This is a genomic window from Pseudomonas sp. PS02290, assembly GCF_029960075.1.
GTDB lineage: Bacteria > Pseudomonadota > Gammaproteobacteria > Pseudomonadales > Pseudomonadaceae > Aquipseudomonas.
Map to the genome: position 1 here is coordinate 46,535 of NZ_JASCOY010000027.1, position 20,638 is coordinate 67,172.

At 58.8% G+C, this 20,638-nt stretch carries 26 protein-coding genes and 1 tRNA gene; 10 read left to right on the plus strand and 17 right to left on the minus strand.

Features of this window, described 5'->3' with window-relative positions; all coding sequences use genetic code 11:
• Positions 1 to 13: 13 nt before the first annotated feature.
• The 11 genes from ndk to trmJ all read right to left on the minus strand — a co-directional run bounded on the left by ndk (position 14) and on the right by trmJ (position 7,852).
• Positions 14 to 439, minus strand: coding sequence for a nucleoside-diphosphate kinase (gene ndk / locus QMX88_RS14235; RefSeq protein WP_007916882.1), 426 nt, complete (start codon positions 437 to 439; stop codon positions 14 to 16).
• Between the two features lie 90 nt (positions 440 to 529).
• Entirely contained in the window at positions 530 to 730 is a 201-nt protein-coding gene (iscX, locus tag QMX88_RS14240) for a Fe-S cluster assembly protein IscX (protein WP_108120869.1), read from the minus strand.
• A gap of 13 nt (positions 731 to 743) precedes the next feature.
• The gene (gene fdx, locus QMX88_RS14245; RefSeq protein ID WP_192170739.1) at positions 744 to 1,085 is read right to left on the minus strand and encodes an ISC system 2Fe-2S type ferredoxin; all 342 of its coding nucleotides are present in this window, start codon (positions 1,083 to 1,085) and stop codon (positions 744 to 746) included.
• A gap of 3 nt (positions 1,086 to 1,088) precedes the next feature.
• Positions 1,089 to 2,951 carry a Fe-S protein assembly chaperone HscA gene (gene hscA, locus QMX88_RS14250; protein WP_282370307.1) on the minus strand — a complete coding sequence of 621 codons (1,863 nt, stop codon included), beginning with the start codon at positions 2,949 to 2,951 and terminating at the stop codon, positions 1,089 to 1,091.
• 48 nt (positions 2,952 to 2,999) lie between these two features.
• Positions 3,000 to 3,518, minus strand: coding sequence for a co-chaperone HscB (gene hscB / locus QMX88_RS14255; RefSeq protein ID WP_172610830.1), 519 nt, complete (start codon positions 3,516 to 3,518; stop codon positions 3,000 to 3,002).
• An 8-nt stretch (positions 3,519 to 3,526) separates the two neighbouring features.
• Entirely contained in the window at positions 3,527 to 3,850 is a 324-nt protein-coding gene (gene iscA, locus QMX88_RS14260; RefSeq protein ID WP_065990022.1) for an iron-sulfur cluster assembly protein IscA, read from the minus strand.
• 51 nt (positions 3,851 to 3,901) lie between these two features.
• Positions 3,902 to 4,288 carry a Fe-S cluster assembly scaffold IscU gene (gene iscU / locus QMX88_RS14265; protein WP_062383507.1) on the minus strand — a complete coding sequence of 129 codons (387 nt, stop codon included), beginning with the start codon at positions 4,286 to 4,288 and terminating at the stop codon, positions 3,902 to 3,904.
• A gap of 89 nt (positions 4,289 to 4,377) precedes the next feature.
• Complete coding sequence (locus tag QMX88_RS14270) at positions 4,378 to 5,592, minus strand: IscS subfamily cysteine desulfurase (RefSeq protein ID WP_172610828.1); 1,215 nt, start codon at positions 5,590 to 5,592, stop codon at positions 4,378 to 4,380.
• Between the two features lie 44 nt (positions 5,593 to 5,636).
• Positions 5,637 to 6,128, minus strand: coding sequence for a Fe-S cluster assembly transcriptional regulator IscR (gene iscR, locus QMX88_RS14275; protein ID WP_172610826.1), 492 nt, complete (start codon positions 6,126 to 6,128; stop codon positions 5,637 to 5,639).
• Positions 6,129 to 6,296: 168 nt separating this feature from the next.
• A complete protein-coding gene (gene cysE, locus QMX88_RS14280) occupies positions 6,297 to 7,079 on the minus strand; it encodes a serine O-acetyltransferase (RefSeq protein WP_192170737.1) in 783 nt (260 codons plus the stop codon).
• Positions 7,079 to 7,852 carry a tRNA (cytosine(32)/uridine(32)-2'-O)-methyltransferase TrmJ gene (gene trmJ, locus QMX88_RS14285; RefSeq protein ID WP_282370324.1) on the minus strand — a complete coding sequence of 258 codons (774 nt, stop codon included), beginning with the start codon at positions 7,850 to 7,852 and terminating at the stop codon, positions 7,079 to 7,081. The genes cysE and trmJ overlap by 1 nt, the downstream gene beginning before the upstream one ends.
• 235 nt (positions 7,853 to 8,087) lie before the next feature.
• Here trmJ and suhB point away from each other — a divergent pair, with 235 nt between their 5' ends.
• Entirely contained in the window at positions 8,088 to 8,903 is an 816-nt protein-coding gene (gene suhB / locus QMX88_RS14290; protein ID WP_074886357.1) for a type III secretion system regulator SuhB, read from the plus strand.
• 118 nt (positions 8,904 to 9,021) lie between these two features.
• Here the strand turns inward: suhB and QMX88_RS14295 are convergent, their stop codons facing one another.
• The 6 genes from QMX88_RS14295 to queA all read right to left on the minus strand — a co-directional run bounded on the left by QMX88_RS14295 (position 9,022) and on the right by queA (position 15,139).
• A complete protein-coding gene (locus QMX88_RS14295; RefSeq protein WP_133776208.1) occupies positions 9,022 to 9,567 on the minus strand; it encodes a glycine zipper 2TM domain-containing protein in 546 nt (181 codons plus the stop codon).
• A 118-nt stretch (positions 9,568 to 9,685) separates the two neighbouring features.
• On the minus strand, positions 9,686 to 10,597 hold the full coding sequence (gene secF, locus QMX88_RS14300) for a protein translocase subunit SecF (RefSeq protein ID WP_192170736.1): 912 nt from the start codon (positions 10,595 to 10,597) through the stop codon (positions 9,686 to 9,688).
• Positions 10,598 to 10,606: 9 nt separating this feature from the next.
• Positions 10,607 to 12,475, minus strand: a complete 1,869-nt coding sequence (gene secD, locus QMX88_RS14305) for a protein translocase subunit SecD (protein WP_205484673.1) — start codon at positions 12,473 to 12,475, stop codon at positions 10,607 to 10,609.
• A gap of 62 nt (positions 12,476 to 12,537) precedes the next feature.
• Positions 12,538 to 12,876 (minus strand): preprotein translocase subunit YajC, encoded by a 339-nt coding sequence (yajC, locus tag QMX88_RS14310; protein ID WP_037012510.1) that lies wholly within the window; start codon positions 12,874 to 12,876, stop codon positions 12,538 to 12,540.
• A 53-nt stretch (positions 12,877 to 12,929) separates the two neighbouring features.
• The gene (gene tgt, locus QMX88_RS14315; RefSeq protein WP_192171046.1) at positions 12,930 to 14,045 is read right to left on the minus strand and encodes a tRNA guanosine(34) transglycosylase Tgt; all 1,116 of its coding nucleotides are present in this window, start codon (positions 14,043 to 14,045) and stop codon (positions 12,930 to 12,932) included.
• 14 nt (positions 14,046 to 14,059) lie between these two features.
• Positions 14,060 to 15,139: a tRNA preQ1(34) S-adenosylmethionine ribosyltransferase-isomerase QueA gene (gene queA / locus QMX88_RS14320; RefSeq protein WP_282370339.1), complete on the minus strand. Its 1,080-nt coding sequence runs from the start codon at positions 15,137 to 15,139 to the stop codon at positions 14,060 to 14,062.
• A gap of 108 nt (positions 15,140 to 15,247) precedes the next feature.
• On the opposite strand from queA, the gene QMX88_RS14325 reads away from it, so the two are divergent.
• From QMX88_RS14325 to QMX88_RS14365, 9 genes are all read left to right on the plus strand, one after another.
• Positions 15,248 to 15,332: transfer RNA gene (locus tag QMX88_RS14325), tRNA-Leu, on the plus strand.
• Between the two features lie 187 nt (positions 15,333 to 15,519).
• Positions 15,520 to 16,728 carry a tyrosine-type recombinase/integrase gene (locus tag QMX88_RS14330; RefSeq protein ID WP_282370341.1) on the plus strand — a complete coding sequence of 403 codons (1,209 nt, stop codon included), beginning with the start codon at positions 15,520 to 15,522 and terminating at the stop codon, positions 16,726 to 16,728.
• Entirely contained in the window at positions 16,725 to 17,411 is a 687-nt protein-coding gene (locus QMX88_RS14335) for a hypothetical protein (protein ID WP_282370343.1), read from the plus strand. The genes QMX88_RS14330 and QMX88_RS14335 overlap by 4 nt, the downstream gene beginning before the upstream one ends.
• A 124-nt stretch (positions 17,412 to 17,535) precedes the next feature.
• A complete protein-coding gene (locus QMX88_RS14340) occupies positions 17,536 to 17,760 on the plus strand; it encodes a helix-turn-helix transcriptional regulator (protein ID WP_282370345.1) in 225 nt (74 codons plus the stop codon).
• A 515-nt stretch (positions 17,761 to 18,275) separates the two neighbouring features.
• The gene (locus QMX88_RS14345; RefSeq protein ID WP_282370347.1) at positions 18,276 to 18,434 is read left to right on the plus strand and encodes a hypothetical protein; all 159 of its coding nucleotides are present in this window, start codon (positions 18,276 to 18,278) and stop codon (positions 18,432 to 18,434) included.
• Complete coding sequence (locus tag QMX88_RS14350; protein ID WP_282370349.1) at positions 18,431 to 18,718, plus strand: hypothetical protein; 288 nt, start codon at positions 18,431 to 18,433, stop codon at positions 18,716 to 18,718. Before QMX88_RS14345 ends, QMX88_RS14350 begins: the two co-directional genes overlap by 4 nt.
• Positions 18,715 to 19,014 (plus strand): hypothetical protein, encoded by a 300-nt coding sequence (locus QMX88_RS14355; RefSeq protein WP_282370351.1) that lies wholly within the window; start codon positions 18,715 to 18,717, stop codon positions 19,012 to 19,014. The genes QMX88_RS14350 and QMX88_RS14355 overlap by 4 nt, the downstream gene beginning before the upstream one ends.
• Positions 19,015 to 19,016: 2 nt before the next feature.
• Positions 19,017 to 19,424 carry a virulence-associated protein E gene (locus QMX88_RS14360; protein WP_282370354.1) on the plus strand — a complete coding sequence of 136 codons (408 nt, stop codon included), beginning with the start codon at positions 19,017 to 19,019 and terminating at the stop codon, positions 19,422 to 19,424.
• The coding region (locus tag QMX88_RS14365) for an AAA family ATPase (protein WP_282370356.1) at positions 19,421 to 20,638 on the plus strand (1,218 nt) is incomplete at its 3' end. The genes QMX88_RS14360 and QMX88_RS14365, both read left to right, overlap by 4 nt.

Genomic DNA, 20,638 nt, shown 5'->3' on the forward strand with positions numbered 1-20,638 from the left:
TCGCAGCAATAGCTTAGCGAGTGGTTACCTCGGTAGCAGCGAAGAAGTACGAGATTTCACGAGCAGCAGCGGCTTCGGAGTCGGAGCCGTGAACAGCGTTGGCGTCGATGGAATCAGCGAAGTCAGCACGGATGGTGCCGGCAGCGGCTTCTTTAGGGTTGGTAGCGCCCATCAGTTCGCGGTTCAGAGCGATAGCGTTTTCGCCTTCCAGAACCTGCACGACAACCGGGCCGGAGATCATGAATGCAACCAGATCACCGAAGAAACCACGAGCGCTGTGCTCAGCGTAGAAACCTTCTGCTTCGGCTTTGGACAGTTGCTTCAGTTTCGAAGCGACAACGCGCAGACCGGCTTTTTCGAAACGGGTGGTGATCTCGCCGATGACGTTTTTGGCAACAGCATCAGGCTTGATGATCGAGAAAGTACGTTGAACAGCCATGGTGTAACTCCAGAAGCAGTGATTATTGCGAAAAATTAAACCCGCGAATTATACGCGGGTTTGATGTTATTGCCTAACGTGCAAATCTGATCAGTCGATTTCGTCGGCCCAGAGCGTCTGGACCGCCTCGAGCACTTTCTCGCCGACGCGGCCAGAAGTGTCGTCAAAATCCGGCAGTTGCTTGATCATCAGTTGCAGCTTGGTAAACCCTACTGAATACGGGTCGACGCCGGGATGGGTCTCGGCGAGTTCTTCAGCGATGCGTTGTACGTCATTCCAACCGTAACTCATGACAGCTTCTCGATCAGTGCGGCGCTTCGGCAGCGTGGTTAAGCGAATATTTCGGGATCTCAACAGTCAGGTCTTCCGTACCGACCTTGGCCTGGCACGCCAGGCGAGACTGCGCTTCCAGACCCCACGCACGATCAAGATAGTCCTCTTCCAGCTCGTCCGCTTCCTCGAGGGAGTTGAACCCCACACGAATGATGCAGTGACAAGTGGTGCAGGCGCAGACGCCGCCGCACGCGCTTTCGATCTCGATGTGATGATCGTGGGCGAGTTCCAGAATCGACTTGCCGACTTCAGCCTCGACAACCATCCCGTCCGGGCAATGCTCGGCGTGTGGCAGAAATGTAACCTGCGGCATCAGTTATTCCTCAATCTCATTCAGGTTGCGCCCTGACAGCGCGGCTTTCACCGTCGAGTCAAGGCGGCGGGCGGCGAACGCATCGGTCACCTGCGACAGACGCTTGGTCTGCAGCTCGATGGCCGGACCGTCATCGCCCTTCATCAATTCACGAAGTTCTTCCATCTGCAGGTCGATGACCATGCGCTCTTCGGCATCGAGCAAGCGCTCGCCATCAGCCTGCAACGCGCCTTCGACCGCCTCGAGCAAACGCTGAGCGTCGACCTGCTGTTCACGCAGCGCGCGAGCCACCATGTCATCGCTGGCGTACTGGAACGAATCCTTGAGCATGCGGGTGATTTCGCCATCAGTCAGGCCATACGAAGGCTTGACCTGAATGCTCGACTCAACGCCCGAAGCCAGCTCGCGGGCGGACACGCTGAGCAGGCCATCGGCGTCGACCTGGAAGGTCACGCGGATTTTCGCAGCGCCGGCGACCATCGCGGGAATGCCACGCAGGTCGAAGCGTGCCAGAGAACGGCAGTCGCTGATCAGTTCACGCTCGCCTTGCAGCACGTGGATCATCATGGCCGACTGGCCGTCTTTGTAAGTGGTGAACTCCTGGGCGCGGGCCACCGGGATCGTGGTGTTGCGCGGAATGACCTTTTCCATCAGGCCGCCCATGGTCTCCAGCCCCAGGGACAACGGGATCACGTCGAGCAGCAGCAACTCGCCGCCATCACGCTTGTTGCCTGCCAGCGTATCGGCCTGGATTGCAGCGCCGATGGCGACTACCTGATCCGGGTCGATCTCGGTCAACGGCTGACGGCCGAACAGCTCGGCAACGGCTTCGCGAACACGCGGGACACGGGTGGAACCGCCCACCATGACCACGGCTTCGACTTCATCCAGCTCGATGCCGCAATCGCGAACGGCACGACGGCAGGCTTTAAGGCTGCGGGCGATCATCGGCTCGATAAGGGCATCGAATGCGCCGCGGGTCAGTACGCCCTGCCAGTCGCCATGGATGACTTCGACCGAATCGGCGTCAGTCAGGGATTCTTTCGCCGCGCACGCCGTCTGCATCAAACGGCGCTGGGCAGCCGGATCGAGGTCATCGGACAGACCGGCTTCAACAATGATCCACGTCGCGATGGCGTGGTCGAAATCATCACCGCCCAGCGCGCTGTCGCCGCCGGTGGCCATGACTTCAAACACGCCGCCGGTCAGCCGCAGGATCGAGATGTCGAATGTGCCGCCGCCCAGATCGTAAATGGCGACCACGCCTTCGGCGTTCTGATCCAGGCCATACGCCACGGCAGCTGCAGTGGGTTCGTTGAGCAGGCGCAGGACGGTCAGACCCGCCAGCTTCGCGGCGTCTTTGGTGGCCTGACGCTGAGCGTCATCGAAATAGGCAGGAACGGTGATGACCGCGCCGACCAGCTCGCCACCCAGTGTTTCTTCAGCGCGCTGACGCAGCACCTTGAGGATGTCAGCCGACACTTCAACCGGGCTCTTCGGGCCCTGCACCGTCTCAATGAACGGCATATGCGACTCGCCACCGGTGAAACGGTAGGGCAACTGCCCACCCAAATGCTTCACATCGGAGATCCCGCGACCCATAAGGCGTTTGACGGAAATGATGGTGTTCAGCGGATCGGTCGCCGCAGCGTCCTTGGCCGACTGGCCCACTTCGACGCGCTCGGCGTGATAGCGAACGGCAGACGGCAGGATGACCTGACCGTTTGCGTCGGGAAGCGGCTCACTGATGCCGCTGCGCAGGGCAGCCACCAGCGAATTGGTGGTGCCGAGGTCAATCCCGACAGCCAGGCGACGCTGATGAGGTTTTGGAGCTTGGCCGGGTTCGGCGATCTGCAGTAGAGCCATTGCTTTTCTGATATCACTGGCGTGCCGCCCCAGAAGGACGGCGCGGGGTTAATCGTCGAGGCGCTCTTCGAGCTGGCGCACTTCGTAGGAGAGCTTGTCGAGGAACTGCATGCGACGCATCAGCCTTTCGGCCTGCTCTCGCTGTGCAGCATCGTCCCAACAAGCCGCGAAGCTTTCGTTCAGTTCTTCCTGGGCAACCTTGAGCCGGCGCTTGAATACCGCGACACCCGCCAGATCCGCGTCGTCCTGAAGATCTTCGAGCTCTTCGCGCCACTGCATCTGCTGCATCAGAAACTCGGGATCCTGGACGGTGACTTCCAGCGGAACTTCGCCCTTCAGCGCGAGCAGGTAACGCGCCCTTTTGGGCGCATTCTTCAGCGTTTGGTAGGCGTCGTTCAGACTGGCAGAGCGCTCCAGCGCAACCCGTTGCTCAGCCTCGGGGGCGTCGGCAAAACGGTCGGGGTGCACGCTCCGGGCAAGCTCACGGTAACGCGTCGCCAGCAGGTCGAGATCCAGATTGAAGCCCGGCTGCAGGTCGAATAAAGCAAAGTGACAAGGAGTACCCACAATAAGCCTCAGACGTTGAAGCTTTCGCCGCAGCCACATTCACCGCGCGAGTTGGGATTGTTGAACTTGAAGCCTTCGTTCAACCCTTCCTTGACGAAATCGAGCTCGGTGCCGTCAAGATAGACCAGGCTCTTGGGATCGATGATCACCTTGACGCCGTGATACTCGAACACCGTGTCTTCGCTTTCCGGCTCATCGACGAACTCAAGCACGTAGGCAAGGCCTGAACAACCGGTCGTGCGAACGCCCAGACGAATGCCGTCACCCTTGCCACGCCCATCGAGGGAGCGGCGTACATGGTTGGCGGCCGCTTCGGTCATGCTGATAGCCATCGGAACTCCTTACCTCACGCAAGTTACTTAACGCAGCGGAACAGACTCTGCTTAGAGCAGGCCTTTCTTCTGCTTGTAGTCGCGAACGGCCGCCTTGATGGCGTCTTCAGCGAGCACGGAGCAGTGGATTTTCACTGGCGGCAGGGCCAGTTCTTCAGCCAGCTGAGTGTTCTTGATGGTCTCTGCTTCATCCAGAGTCTTGCCCTTCATCCACTCGGTGGCCAGGGAGCTCGACGCGATGGCAGAGCCGCAACCGTAGGTCTTGAACTTGGCGTCCTCAATGATGCCTTGTTCGTTGACCTTGATCTGCAGACGCATGACGTCGCCGCATGCCGGCGCGCCGACCATGCCGGTGCCGACATCAGGGTCTTCCGCATTCATCTTGCCGACGTTGCGGGGATTTTCGTAGTGGTCGATGACCTTTTCGCTGTAAGCCATGGTGCAATCCTCATCAGATACAACACGTCGCTCTCACGACACTTGGAAAACCCGGTTTTCAAAGTGCCGCATGAAATGGCGACTTTGAATTAGTGCGCCGCCCACTCGATCTTGGAGATGTCGACGCCGTCTTTGAACATGTCCCACAGCGGCGACAAGGCGCGCAGCTTGGTGACAGCCTCGCAGACTTTCTGCGCGGCGTAGTCGATCTCTTCTTCAGTGGTGAAGCGACCGAAGGTGAAACGGATCGAGCTGTGTGCCAGCTCATCGTTACGACCGAGAGCGCGCAGCACGTAGGAAGGTTCGAGCGAAGCCGAGGTGCATGCGGAGCCGGACGATACCGCCAGATCCTTAAGCGCCATGATCAGCGACTCGCCTTCCACATAGTTGAAGCTCAGGTTGAGATTGTGCGGCACACGGGCAGTCATGCTGCCGTTGACGTACAACTCTTCCAGATGCGCAACCTGCTGATAGAAGCGATCACTCAAGGCTTTGATGCGAACGTTCTCGGCAGCCATGTCTTCCTTGGCAACACGGAACGCTTCGCCCATGCCAACGATCTGGTGCGTCGCCAGCGTACCGGAACGCATGCCACGCTCGTGACCGCCACCGTGCATTTCGGCTTCGATGCGAACACGTGGCTTGCGGCTGACCCACAGTGCGCCAATGCCTTTAGGACCGTAGGTCTTGTGGGCCGAGAACGACATCAGATCAACTTTGAGGTTGGCCAGGTCAATTTCAACCTTGCCGGTGGCCTGCGCTGCGTCGACGTGAAAGAGAACACCGCGGGAACGGGTCATCTCGCCAATCGCTGCGATGTCGTTGACCGTACCGATCTCGTTGTTGACGTGCATGATCGAGACCAGAACGGTGTCGTCGCGCAGGACAGCTTCGATCATGGCCGGAGTGATCAGGCCATCTTCGGTCGGCTCGAGGTAGGTGACTTCAAAGCCTTCACGCTCAAGCTGACGCATGGTGTCGAGCACGGCTTTGTGTTCGATTTTGCTGGTGATCAGGTGCTTGCCTTTGGAGGCATAGAAATGCGCAGCACCCTTGATCGCGAGGTTGTTGGACTCGGTTGCACCGGAAGTCCATACGATTTCGCGCGGGTCGGCATTGACCAGATCAGCGACCTGACGACGCGCGTTCTCTACCGCCTCTTCAGCCTTCCAGCCAAAGACGTGGGAGCGCGACGCCGGGTTACCGAAGTTGCCATCCACCAGCAAACAGTCGCTCATTTTCTGCGCAACACGCGGATCGACCGGGGTGGTTGCGGAATAATCGAGGTAAATCGGCAATCTCATTGAATATCTCCTATCGGGCAGGCGCGCCGCGCGTTCATCTGCGTTCACTCAACGGCGGATGTTTCAATCTTGTCCAGTGGCTGCGTCTTGCTACCGCAACGGCGCAGATCCTGACGTTGGGCGACTTCTTGCACTTCACGGCGAGTGACGAGGTCGGCCAGGCTGATACCGCTTAGAAATTCGTGAATCTGCTGACTGAGGTCGCACCACAAGTGGTGGGTCAGACAGGTGTCGCCAGCATGGCAATCACCGAGCCCCTGGCAGCGCGTCGCGTCAACCGATTCGTTGACCGCGTCGATCACCTGCGCCACCTGAATGCCCTGCATGTCGCGGGACAACTGATAACCGCCGCCGGGACCGCGTACGCTGGAAACAAGGTTGCCGCGGCGCAGCTTGGCGAACAGTTGCTCGAGGTAGGAAAGGGAAATCCCTTGCCGCTCGGAGATATCGGCCAGGGACACTGGCCCATGCTGCGCATGCAATGCCAGATCGAGCATGGCAGTGACAGCGTATCGGCCTTTTGTAGTCAGTCGCATGGCGTGTACCGCGGAGGTTCGGAATGAGGGCGAGTATGCTATTCCCGAGTATTTAAGTCAACTATAAGACCTAGTGGAACAGTCGGGATTACCCGCAAAATCGCGGCCGCATCATAGCAAAACGCGGCGGGGATTGGCACATGTGCCGCCTGCAACCGCGCCGCTGCTTCATTTCCGGGGAGCATCAGCCTGGCGAGGCTCTTTCATGCAGTCGAAGACTTCCTGACGCAACTCCGGCAATTCCTTCTCGCGATATTCGCCGCCCAGGCTCTTCAATGCCTTGCCCATGTCTTCCACACGAACGTCCATCGCTTGCAGGTGATCGAGCAACTGCCCGATCGCGCGCGCCACTGGATCAGGCATGTCCTCGCTGACGCCGTAGGCATCGAAGCCGAGCTTTTCGGCGATCGCCTTGCGCTTGGCTTCGGCCTCGTCGTCAGACTTGACGATGATTCGTCCGGGAATGCCCACCACAGTCGCACCCGCCGGCACAGGCTTGGTCACCACCGCGTTGGAACCGACCTTCGCCCCGGCACCCACTGTGAATGGCCCGAGTACCTTCGCACCCGCACCGACCACGACACCGGACTCCAGAGTCGGATGGCGTTTACCCTTGTTCCAACTTGTGCCGCCCAGCGTCACGCCTTGGTAAAGGGTCACGTCATCGCCGATCTCGGCGGTCTCGCCGATGACGATGCCCATACCGTGATCGATGAAAAAACGCCGGCCGACTTTAGCGCCCGGATGGATTTCAATGCCGGTCAGCCAGCGACCGAAGTTGGAAACCATGCGCGCTGGCCACTTCAGGTCGTTGCGCCACAGCCAGCCGGACAGCCGATGCAGCCAGATCGCGTGCATGCCGGGATAGCAGGTGAGCACTTCAAAGGCATTTCGTGCCGCCGGGTCACGATGGAACACGCTTTGGATGTCTTCCCGCAGACGCTCGAACATCACCGATCCTTCCGCTTGTAGGGTTCGCCGTTGGCCGCTTTCTGGGTCTCGGTGAGGATGCCGCGCAAGATGCTCATCTCGGATCGATTGACCGCAGAGCGCCCGTATAGACGACGCAGCCGGGCCATCAGATGGCGCGGCTTCTCGGGATCAAGGAAGCCGATCGTGACCAGTGTGGACTGAAGATGCTCATAGAATTTCTCCATCTCATCCATGGTGGCCAGCTCGGTACTGCGCACCGAGTTGACCTCGAACTTCTCCACCTTGCTTGCCTGCCCGTCAGCCGCGAGCCAAGCCATGCGGGTTTCGTAACTCAACACCTGCACGGCGGCAGCCAGATTCAACGAACTGAATTCCGGGTCCGAAGGAATGTGCACGTGGTAATGGCAGCGCTGCAGCTCTTCATTGGTGAGGCCGGCGTATTCACGGCCGAACACCAGTGCGATCTCTTCGCCCAGCGCGGCGTGCTCCACGGTCTTGACGCCCGCTTCGCGAGGGTCGAGCAGCGGCCAGGGAATGCGGCGATCTCGGGCACTGGTGCCCAATACCAGGTTGCAGCCTGCCAACGCATCTTCCAGCGTCGCCACGACCTGCGCGCCTTCCAGGATGTCGCCCGCGCCAGACGCCCGCGCATCGGCTTCATGGTGGGGAAACATGGCGGGATCAACCAGCACCAGACGCGAAAGGCCCATGTTTTTCATGGCGCGCGCGGCGCCACCGATATTTCCGGGATGACTGGTACCGACCAGGACGACACGAATATTTTGCAGCACTGGTGAAGTCTCGCTAGCAGGTGAAAAGGGGGACGAATGTTACAGAAGCGCTTCCATCGGCGCCACGAACCTTGCGCGTCACGCACGGGATGCGCCACTAAAAGGTGATAGGGCACCGCTGACCTGCGCACGCCAAGCCGACCGGACGCGCGGCAAAGTCTGCACTCGCGCTGGAAATCATCCAAGAGAACCAATAGAATGGCCGGCTCTCTTTAACGACCTAGGTGATCCATCCATGCAGCCCATGCTGAATATCGCGCTGCGCGCCGCCCGCAGCGCCAGCGAATTGATTTTCCGCTCCATCGAGCGCCTGGATACCATCAAGGTCGACGAAAAAGACGCGAAAGATTACGTAACCGAAATCGATCGCGCCGCCGAGCAGAGCATCATCACTGCATTGCGCAAGGCGTATCCAACCCACGGCATCCTTGGCGAAGAAAGCGGCCTGCATGAAGGCAGCGGCGAAGGCACCGACTACCTCTGGATCATCGATCCGCTCGACGGCACCACCAACTTCGTGCGTGGCGTTCCTCACTTTGCTGTCAGTATCGCGTGCAAATACCGCGGCCGTCTTGAACACGCTGTTGTTCTGGATCCGGTCCGCCAGGAAGAGTTCACCGCAAGCCGCGGTCGTGGCGCTGCCCTGAACGGCCGTCGTCTGCGTGTCAGCCCGCGCAAGAGCCTTGAAGGCGCACTGCTCGGCACTGGTTTCCCGTTCCGCGAGAACCAGCTCGATAACCTCGACAACTACATGAACATGTTCCGTTCGCTGGTGGGCCAGACTGCCGGTATCCGTCGCGCCGGCGCTGCGAGCCTGGATCTGGCCTACGTGGCTGCAGGCCGTTTCGATGCGTTCTGGGAATCGGGTCTGTCGGAGTGGGACATGGCCGCAGGCGCCCTGCTCATTCAGGAAGCAGGCGGTCTGGTCAGCGATTTCAACGGCGGTCACGACTTCCTTGAAAAAGGCCACATCGTTGCCGGCAACACCAAATGCTTCAAAGCGGTCCTCACCTCGATCGCTCCGTTCGTGCCGGCTTCGCTGAAGCGCTAAGCCGAGCACGCTGTACAAAAAACCGGCCATGTGCCGGTTTTTTTTGTGCCCGAACGCCTGTGCTCTGGGCAACAAAAAAGCACCCGAAGGTGCTTTTTTTGATTAGCTCTACAGGCTATTACTGGCCCGCCTGACTCAACTCCAGCTGACCGTCCTTGTTGACGGGGATCTGGCTACCTGGATCACGGTCCATACGAACCTGCCCAACTTTGTCGTTGAGCTTGTACTTCACGTTGTAGCCAACCACCTTGTCGCTGATGTCGTTGACGGTGTTGCAGCGCGACTCGGTCGTTGTGTAGGTATCGCGGTTCTGCATGCCTTCCTGAACCTTGTTACCGGCGTAACCACCACCGACCGCACCGGCGACCGTGGCAATCTTCTTGCCAGTACCGCCACCGACCTGGTTGCCGAGCAGGCCACCCGCTACGGCACCGATGACACTCCCCACGATTTGATGCTCGTCCTTCACCGGCGCGCGGTGAGTGACGGCAACGTCCTTGCAGACTTGGCGCGGGGTCTTGATTTGTTCTTTCACAGGCTCGACGGCAAGTACGTCTGCGTACTCTGGGCCGCTTTGTTTTACGAGGCTATAGGTGGCCAAAGCACCACCGGCGGTTACACCGACAGCACCCAATACTGCACCAATAAGCAACGACTTGTTCACGTGAACCTCCTGACGATATTCAGCGCGATTGCTCGCGCTACTCCCAGCCTTGGAGCATAAAAAAAGGCGCGAGTTCATACTCGCGCCTTTTTAAGTGATGGCCGGTTACCAGTATCGGTTACGGACGGTCATCCACCTTGTCGACGGTGACCGGTGGCAGCAAGTCTTCGCTGCGCAGGTTCAGCCAGATCAGCACCACGTTGGCGATGTAGATAGACGAGTAAGTACCCGCCAGAACACCAATGAACAGCGCCACCGAGAACCCGTGCAGGCTATCGCCGCCGAAGATCCACAGCGCGACGATCGCCAGCAAGGTGGAGATCGAGGTGGCCATGGTCCGCAGCAACGTCTGCGTGGTGGAGATGTTGATGTTCTCGATCAGCGAAGCCTTGCGCAGCAGACGGAAGTTCTCGCGAACCCGGTCGAATACCACAATGGTGTCGTTGAGCGAGTAACCGATGATCGCCAGCACTGCAGCCAGTACAGTCAGATCGAAGGTCACCTGGAAGAACGACAGGATACCCATCGTCACCACCACGTCGTGAATCAGCGAGACGATGGCACCCACTGCGAACTTCCACTGGAAGCGGAAGGCCAGGTAAATGAGAACGCCGCCCAGCGCCAGCAGCATGCCGAGCCCGCCCTGGTCGCGAAGCTCTTCACCCACTTGCGGACCGACGAACTCGACGCGCTTGACGGTCACCGGGTTATCGGCACCTGTCTTGCGCAGCGCTTCGGCAACCTGGCTGCCCAGCTGCGGATCTTCACCCGGCATACGAACGAGCAGATCGGTGGTCGCACCGAAGCTTTGCACGACGGCTTCGGTGTAACCCGACGCAACCAGCTCTTCGCGCACTTTGTGCAGATCGGCCGGACGCTCGTAGGTCAGCTCGATCAGCGTGCCGCCAGTGAAATCCAGACCGAAGTTCAGCCCTTTATAGAACCAGCTGAACAACGCCAGAACGGTAAGAAGCATGGTAATGGCGAACGCAATGTTGCGAACGCCCATGAAGTTGATCGTACGTTTCATGGCAGCCCCTTAAATCCACAACTTCTTGAAGTCACGACCGCCAAAGATCAGGTTGACCATTGCGCGGGTCACCATGATGGCTGTGAACATCGAGGTAAAGATCCCGAGGGACATGGTGACCGCAAAACCCTTCACCGGGCCTGTGCCCATCGCGAAGAGAATGCCGCCGACCAGCAGCGTCGTCAGGTTGGCGTCGAGGATCGCGGTATACGCGCGGTCGAAGCCTTCGTTGATCGCACGCTGGACCGTCATGCCGTTGGCAATCTCTTCACGAATCCGCGAGAAGATCAGCACGTTCGCATCGACCGCCATACCCATCGTCAAGACGATACCGGCGATGCCTGGCAGGGTCAGCGTTGCACCCAGCAGCGACATCAGTGCCAGCAGCATGACCATGTTGAAGGCCAGCGCCACCGTCGCGATCAGACCGAAGAAACGGTAGATGGCGAGGATGAACAGCGAGACGAACAGCATGCCCCACAGGGATGCATCAATACCCTTGGTGATGTTGTCGGCACCCAGGCTCGGGCCAATGGTGCGCTCTTCAGCGAAGTACATTGGTGCAGCCAGACCACCGGCACGCAGCAGCAGCGCCAGCTCGGAAGACTCACCCGCGCCGTTCAGGCCGGTGATGCGGAATTGAGCACCCAGCGGCGACTGAATGGTCGCCAGGCTGATGATCTTCTTCTCTTCCTTGAACGTCTGGACCGGCACATCTTTTTCGACGCCGTTGACCATCTGCTTGGTGTAGGTGGTGGTCGGCTTCTGCTCGATGAAAATCACTGCCATGCTGCGACCGACGTTCGCGCGGGTGGCGCGGCTCATCAGATCACCACCATGGCCGTCCAGCTTGATGTTCACCTGAGGACGGCCGTGCTCGTCAAAGCCGGCCTTGGCGTCAGTCACCTGGTCACCGGTGATGATCAGACCACGCTCGACCGGCGCCGCAGGACGACCGCCTTCGCGGAACTCGAACATCTCGGTAGTGGCTTTGTTGTCGTCGGGACCTGCGCCCAGACGGAACTCAAGGTTGGCGGTCTTGCCGAGAATACGCTTGGCTTCGGCGGTGTCTTGAACACCTGGCAGCTCAACCACGATGCGGTTGGCGCCCTGACGCTGAACCAGCGGCTCGGCGACGCCCAGCTCGTTGACCCGGTTACGCACGGTGGTCAGGTTTTGCTTGATCGAGTATTCGCGGATTTCAGCGATCTTGGCTGGGGTCATGGCCAGGCGCAGGATCGGCATCTCGCCGCGATCGCTCGTGGTGATATCGAAATCGGTGTAGTCCTTACGGATCAGCGCACGGGCCTGTTCGCGGGTATCAGCATCGCTGAAGCCCAGCTGGATGGCGCCGTTATCTTGCGGAAGGCTGCGATAACGCACTTTTTCCTTGCGCAGCAGGCTCTTCACTTCGCCTTCGTAGACATTCAGGCGCGCACTGAGCGCCTTATCCATGTCGACTTCGAGCAGGAAGTGCACGCCACCGGACAGGTCGAGACCCAGCTTCATCGGCGTAGCGCCAATGCTGCGAAGCCATTTCGGCGTGGTCTGAGCCAGGTTGAGCGCAACAACGTAGTCATCGCCCAGCGCCTTGCGTGCGACATCTTTGGCTGGCAGCTGGTCTTCCTGTTTGGTCAGACGCAACAAACCGCCCTTGCCATTCTCGGCCAGAGACGCGCCCTTGACCGCGATGCCAGCATCGGTAAGCGCCTTGCTTACGCGATCCAGATCAGCCTGGTTGACCTGCAGCGCAGTGCTTGCGCCACTGACTTGGATAGCCGGGTCATCAGGGTAGAGATTGGGTGCGGAATAAATAAAACCGATCACCAGCACTGCCAGGATCAGGATGTATTTCCACAGAGGGTATTTGTTCAACATCACGCCGCCTGCTTATAACGCGGGGCGCCTTGCGCGCCCCGTCGATTGGTAAAAGACTGGAATCAGATGGCTTTCAGAGTGCCCTTGGGCAGGGTGGCAGCGATTGCGCCCTTCTGGATCTTCAGCTCTACGGTGTCGGACACTTCGATAACAACGAAGTCATCAGTCACTTTATTGATCTTGCCCGCGATACCGCCGGTAGTGACGACTTCATCGCCCTTCTGCAAGTTGCCCAGCAAGTTCTTTTGCTCTTTGGCGCGCTTGGCCTGTGGACGCCAGATCATCAGGTAGAAGATGACCAGAAAGCCGACCAGGAAAATCCACTCGAAGCCGCCGCCCATAGGGCCTGCAGCAGCAGGGGCAGCCGCATCCGCGAAAGCGGAAGAGATGAAAAAGCTCATTTAACACTCCAGTTGCATATTTTAATAATAGGAAGCGAAAGACCGGATGTCGCTCAGTCCAGTAACGGCGTCACAAGCCCGCGTTTGGCATAGAACGTGTCGACAAAGGCGGCCAATGTACCTTGTTGAATAGCCTCGCGCAAACCAGCCATAAGCAGCTGGTAATGGCGCAAATTGTGGATCGTATTGAGCATGCTACCCAGCATTTCGCCGCACTTGTCCAGGTGATGCAGATAGGCGCGGGAGAAGTTTTTGCAGGTGTAGCAATCGCAGGTCGGATCCAGCGGCGACTCATCGTAACGATGAAACGCATTACGGATTTTCAGCACACCGGTGTCGATGAACAGATGACCGTTGCGCGCATTGCGCGTAGGCATCACGCAGTCGAACATGTCGACGCCGCGGCGGACACCTTCAACCAGGTCCTCCGGCTTGCCTACACCCATAAGGTAACGAGGTTTGTCAGCGGGCATGCGGCCCGGCAGGTAGTCCAGCACCTTGATCATCTCGTCCTTGGGCTCGCCGACCGACAGGCCGCCAATCGCCAGGCCGTCAAAGTCGAGTTCGTTCAGGCCTTCGAGGGAGCGCATGCGCAGGTTCTCGTGCATGCCGCCCTGAACGATGCCGAACAGCGCCGCGGTGTTCTCGCCGTGCGCGATCTTGGAGCGCTTGGCCCAGCGCAGCGACAACTCCATGGAGGTGCGCGCAACCTCTTCGTCCGCAGGATACGGCGTGCATTCGTCAAAGATCATCACGACGTCGGAACCGAGGTCGCGCTGAACCTGCATCGACTCTTCAGGCCCCATGAACACTTTTGCGCCGTCAACCGGAGAGGCGAAGGTCACGCCTTCCTCCTTGATCTTGCGCATCGCGCCCAGGCTGAACACCTGGAAACCGCCGGAGTCGGTCAGAATCGGGCCTTTCCACTGCATGAAATCGTGAAGGTCGCCGTGGCCCTTGATGACTTCAGTGCCCGGACGCAGCCACAGGTGGAAGGTGTTGCCGAGGATCATCTGAGCGCCGGTGGCCTCGATGTCCCGAGGCAGCATGCCCTTGACCGTGCCGTAGGTGCCGACCGGCATGAACGCAGGCGTTTCGACAACGCCGCGAGGAAAGGTCAGACGACCGCGACGCGCTTTGCCATCAGTGGCCAGCAGCTCGAAAGACATACGACAGGTGCGACTCATGCGTGATCCTCTGGGGCCGAGTCCGTCGGGGTGGATTCCCCGGGAGCGGTCGGCGCGGGATTGCGGGTGATGAACATGGCATCCCCGTAACTGAAGAAGCGGTAACCGTGCTCCACCGCAGCCGCGTAGGCCGCCATAGTTTCGGGATAACCGGCGAATGCCGAGACCAGCATCAACAGCGTCGATTCCGGCAGATGGAAGTTGGTGACCAGCGCGTCGACCACATGAAAAGGTCGGCCCGGGTAGATAAAGATATCGGTGTCACCGCTGAAGGGCTTGAGCACGCCATCGCGTGCGGCACTTTCCAGCGAACGCACGCTGGTCGTGCCCACGGCGATGACCCGACCGCCGCGTGCGCGACACGCCGCCACGGCGTCGACCACTTCCTGAGTAACTTCAAGCCACTCATTGTGCATGTGGTGATCTTCAATGCGCTCGACGCGCACCGGCTGGAACGTACCCGCGCCGACGTGCAGCGTCACGAATGCGGTCTCGACGCCCTTCTCGGCAATCGCGTCCATCATGGTCTGATCGAAATGCAGACCTGCCGTCGGTGCCGCCACCGCACCGGCGCGCTGGGCATACACGGTCTGATAACGCTCGCGGTCGGCATCGTCATCCGGGCGGTCTATATAAGGAGGCAATGGCATGTGCCCGACGCGCTCGAGCAGCGGCAGCACCGGCTCGGCAAAGCGCAGTTCGAACAACGCATCATGGCGCGCGACCATCTCGGCCTCGCCACCGCCATCGATGAGGATCGTCGAACCCGGCTTGGGCGACTTGCTGGAGCGCACATGGGCCAGCACACGGTGCTGATCGAGAACGCGCTCGACCAAAATTTCCAGCTTGCCGCCCGAGGCTTTCTGCCCGAACAGCCGCGCCGGAATCACCCGGGTATTGTTGAAGACCATCAGATCGCCAGGGCGCAAATGCTCCAGCAAATCTGTGAATTGGCGGTGTGCCAGCGCGCCGCTTGGCCCGTCGAGGGTCAGCAAACGGCTGCTGCGTCGCTCCGCCAAAGGATGGCGAGCGATCAATGAATCCGGGAGCTCGAAGGTAAAGTCAGCGACACGCATGATGGGGTTCGTCTAGCAGGGCCGGGAAGTTTAGCCGAATAAGTGAAAATTGACCATGAAACATGATTGACCAACGGTAGGCTCATCTCTATACTTCGCCGCCATTGAGCCCTGATGGCGGAATTGGTAGACGCGGCGGATTCAAAATCCGTTTTCGAAAGAAGTGGGAGTTCGATTCTCCCTCGGGGCACCAAACAGTAGTATCCAGCGGTCCCTACCAGACCCTGAACCTCAACAAAACCGGCCACCGCGCCGGTTTTTTTGTGCCCAGCGTTCCCGGCGAATCCCTTGTAAGCCCAAAGATATGTGAGTAGATTCGTGAGTAGGCCGAGTTCGGTCTAGAAATCTACTCACATTCTGACCGCATTGAGGCACCCGCCGTGGCTCTCACAGACACCGCCGCTCGCACCGCCAAGCCCCGCGACAAGCTTTACCGCCTGGCTGATACAGCCGGCCTTTGCTTGGAGATAACGCCCAGCGGCTCAAAGCTGTGGCGTCTGCGCTATAGGTTCGGCGGCAAGGCCAAGATGATAGGTCTGGGCCCCTACCCTACTATCACCTTAGCTAAAGCACGCGAGCGCCGCGAGGATGCCCGCCGCCAGCTCGCTAACGGGATTGACCCCGCCGCGCACAAACAGGCCGAGAAGCGCGCCCAGGCCGCACACGTCCATCGGTTCGAAGACCTTGCGCGCGAGTGGCACGCATACAACAGCCCTCGATGGGCTCCGTCTACCGCAGCGAAGGCAATGCTGTATCTGGAATCCGACATCCTTCCTATCCTTGGGCAACGGCCGTTGGATGAGATCAAACGGCCCGACCTGGTGGCGCTTGTCCGCAAGGTTGAGAAGCGCGGCGCTTTCAATGTGGCCACCAAGATCCGCCAGTGGCTCAGCCAAATATTCCGTTACGGCCTGGCCAAGGGTGCTGTAGAAGCCAACCCAGCAACTGACCTCGACGTGGTCGCGGCTGTCGCACCTCGGACGCAGCATCACCCGCACGTTCCGCTTTCTGATTTGCCGGAGCTCTTACGCAAATTGGACGCTGGCAAGTGCGATCCTACGACGCGCTTGGCAATCCGGTTGCTACTGCTCACAGGCGTTCGCCCAGGTGAACTAAGGCACGCGCCATGGGCAGAGTTCGATCTGACGTCGGCCACCTGGACAATTCCCGCAGAGCGCATGAAAGCCAGGCGATCGCACATTGTTCCGCTCCCGCAGCAGGCACTGACGCTGCTGGCGCAGTTGGAGCAAATCACCGGCACGTATCCGATCCTGTTCCCTGGCCGTAACAACCGTGAGCGGCCTCAGTCGGAGAACACTGTAAATAAAGCGCTGCGCCAGATCGGCTACGAAGGTCGTCAGACGGGCCATGGTTTTCGCCATCTATTGAGCACTGAGTTGAACAGCCGAGGCTATAACCGTGATTGGATCGAGCGCCAGTTGGCCCACGGCGATCAGGACGAGATCCGCGATACATACAATCATGCCCATTACCTACCTCAGCGAAGAAAGATGATGCAGGAATGGGCTGACTCTGTTGAAGCCCTGTGTATGGGATCTAACGTCGTTTCGATTCGGAAAACACAATGACTATCAAGTACCCGACTACGGATGCCAGCAAACGCCACCCGCTCCAAGCTTCAGCAAAAAAACTATCAGAGCAAGAGTATAAAAGTGCTGATGATTTAGACTTCGATAAATTAACACCCACCTGGAAGAAGTTCACACCGAAATTCAACTCAGCTGTTGAGGCGATCTCAAAAGCGCTCACCTCGGGCAATGCGCCATCTTTCGGCGAGCTGGAAATCTTGGCAAGAACACTAATTACACATGAACAAGACACGCCAATAAAAGATTTCATTGGTATGGCGTTCCAATACCTTGAAGAAGCTACAGAAGGCGAAGATGATATTTCAGATGCCGTAAGGAGAGGTCTAGTGCCTCTGTTTTTAGCGATACTTGAATCATCAAGCTCATCAGCCACAAGCCTGATCGAAACCGAAAAATCTCGCCTCAAGCCGCTGATTGAAGGCAACAAGGCCAAACTACAAGTTTCGACTAGAGCAAAAGAATTAGCCTCGGCGATGTGGACGGATGATACGGCCAACGAAATCAAAACAAGCGAAATGGCAGATAAAGTGTGGAGCAAACTTATAGATGAAGGCTTTTCCGACCGCCTACCGGATAGTGCGGATCGCGTGAAAGTGTGGATCAGGAGCGTGGCGCCTGATTACGCCAAGGCAAAGGGGCGGCCGAAAAAGCGTCTTGCGTAACGGATATTGGTATTTCCGTAACGGATAATAGGTTTTCCGTAGCGTGCCTCGAATTTTATAAACCCATCTCAGCCACCAGCATTGCCATCGTCGATTACCCAGCCCGCCCTAGGAGGCGCAGACGATGGCAAACGTTACCAGCATGACCGATCAGCCACGCCGCTTCATCCGCATCAAAGAAGTCCTGGCAATCACATCCCTCAGCCAATCGGAGCTTTATCGCCGCATCAAAGCCGGCACCTTTCCCACCCAGGTTAAGCTTGCACCTGGCCACTCTGTCTGGGTTCAGTCCGAGGTGAATTCGTGGGTCGCTGATCGCATCGCTGAATGCCGTGGCGAGGTGGCGTAATGTCTTCACCGAAGACGCTCACGAAAACCCCGAAGGTGCTCAAGGCGCTCACCAAAAAGACTGAGCACATTCGTGAGCACCTTGGCGAACCTACCTTCAGTCGTGCCCTTTTTCACTCCAGTCGTGCCCCTTTTGTGCAGTCGTGCCCATGCCCAAGGCTGGGCACCACTGGGGCACGACTGAGCACGAATGCAAAACGCCCCCTCAAGACCCGCGACGAACGGTCGATAGATTTGGTTGCAGGCAATCATCGTCCTCGGTATGGTTCGGCCGTCGCTGCCAATTCAGCGGCCGACCTTGGCGGGTCGATCAGTAAGCGGCGCAACAGCGCCCCCATTACGATTGCAGGCGCTTTTTTTGTGCCCGCATCAATGTGTTATGGCGGGCTGTGTGGGAGCACCTTCGTGTGCGCCGGGCTCCGTTTACCCCGGTCCGCCAATCCTATGCAGCTCGCCACCCTTCTCTGCTTGGCGGCAGAACGCGGTGGCTCCAGTGAAGTAAACGGAGCTACACCCATGACCACCCTCATTCCGTCCAAAATCCGCGCAATTGCTCACCGTCGTATGGCACTGAGTGCCCTCCGCGCAAATTCCTCCCTATCTGTCCGTTTGAAACGCTACAACGCCCACATGGATCAGGCTCGCGCCCTGGAAGCGCAGGGCGGTGCGCAATGAACAACCTCCCAGCTCTGTTCCTGCTAGAAGGCGAAGTACTGCGCGAAGTGGTCGTTAGCCCCGAAGACATGGCCCGAATGAATGAAGCTCGCGCAACGTTCAAAGAGCTTCGCGCGATCCTCATGGGTCAAGTTATCCCGGCGCTCGGTGGATTCGATAAGCCGATTGCTACCGAGATCGAGTGCCGCCTTGAGTCAATAATCTTAAGAAGCGATAACTTCCTTTGGTCGCATCGTCACGCCGGTGCTGCCTATGCAGCTGTGAGTGCCAGAGGTGTGCAATGACTGCCCATTGGGGGGATATGCTCCCTTCGCATGAAGCGATCCAGAAAATGTCACCCGAGAAACTTAAAGACATTTCCTATGCGTCTAGCAATTACCTCTCAGTTATAGGCCATGGTGTTTCGGGAATTGGTAACTTGCTGGCCTGCACTGCTTCGAATAGCGAAACTGGACTTAGTGTGACTGCGGTAACGGATATCGGCTGGATGCTTGAAAGTTTGGGGCATCTGATCAGCAATTTGTCAGATACCGGCAATGCAACCGAGCTTCGTCTGAACGAACTTAAGCAAGGGAAGTAACCATGAATAATAAAAACGGCGCACTTGCGCCGGCGGGTTCGGCTTGCCTTGAGAACATACTTTCGCGGCTCGACAAAGTTAGACCAGCTGGCGCGCAGAAGTGGAAAGCGTGCTGCCCAGCCCATACGGACAAGTCGCCCAGCCTCACTATTTCAGAAACATCGGATGGCACTGTCTTGGTGAAGTGTTGGGCGGGGTGCTCCGCGAAAAACATCGTCGAAGCGATTGGACTGGAACTGCGCCACTTGTTCCCCGGCGTGCATCGCGAGCGTACCGGCCCTAGCACTGCCGCAATCAATCATGAGCGCACGATTTTCCAGATTGGCGCCTCGCAACTGCAAAAGGGGGAGCTGACCGGCGAAGACCTAGAACGCTTCAACCTGGCCAAGCAACGTTTGGGGGTCGTATGACTATCAACAAAGACCCGTTCGGCGCTCAGTGGGAAGAGCCCAAGAGCGCCATAACGCGCGCCAATCTGCCAACCGTATGGCGTGCTAATGCTGTCCGCGCCATCAACATCAAACCTGTGCCCATTCGCTGGCTGTGGCCTGGCTGGCTGGCCCGCGGGAAGCTCCACATCCTTGCCGGCGCCGGCGGTACCGGAAAAACCACTTTGCTCATTGGCCTGATTGCAACCATCACGACCGCCGGCCGCTGGCCGGATGGCGAACTCTGCCGCGAGGCGGGCAATGTAGTGATCTGGTCTGCAGAGGACGATCCATCGGACACGCTGGTGCCACGACTGATTGCGGCCGGCGCCGACCTGAACCGCGTCGCCATCCTCCAGGGTCGGGTCAACGCTCGGGGTGATGCAGAACCGTTCGACCCATCAAACGACATCGGCCTGCTCCACATAACGGCCCAGGAGATGGGGGGTATTTCGCTCCTGATGCTTGACCCAGTGGTTAGCGCGGTGAAGGGCGATATGCACAAGGCCAACGATGTACGCCGGGGTCTGCAGGGCGTTGTGGACTTCGCCGAGCAACACCTGTGTGCCGTGGTGGGCATTTCTCACTTCGCCAAAGGTGGTGCAGGTACGTCGCCGGCGGATCGGGTCATTGGCTCGCAGGCGTTCTCGGCGCTCGCTCGCACAGTATTGGTGGCCGCCAAGCAGCACGATTCAGACGCCCGTGTGCTGGCTCGGGCCAAGTCGAACATTGGCACGGACGAAGGCGGCGTCTCCTACGTCATCGAACCGTGCACCATCGATGACGGCATCGAAGCCACGCGGGTCGCTTGGGGCGATCTGATCGAGGGCTCTGCTCGCGAGATCCTGGGCGATGTAGAAGGCAACGAAGACGAGACCCGTCTGGACGACTCCGACGATCCCGCTGAGGCGTTGCAGCGAATTCTTGCGAAGGGGCCGCTCCCCGGGAAAGAAGCCAAGAGTTTGATGATGGGTAATGGCTACACCCAAAAACAAATCCGCAAGGCGCGCGAGCGGCTATCAATCACTACCGCCCGCACCGGGTTCGGTGGTGACACTGTCGTAACTTGGTCAATGCCCCAGCCTGGCGGCGACCACGCGATGTTTCCCTCTGGCCCGCAGTCGTGCCCACAGTCGTGCCCACCCTTAGACATGGGCACGACTGCACAAAAAGGGCACGACTGGGAAGAAAAAGGG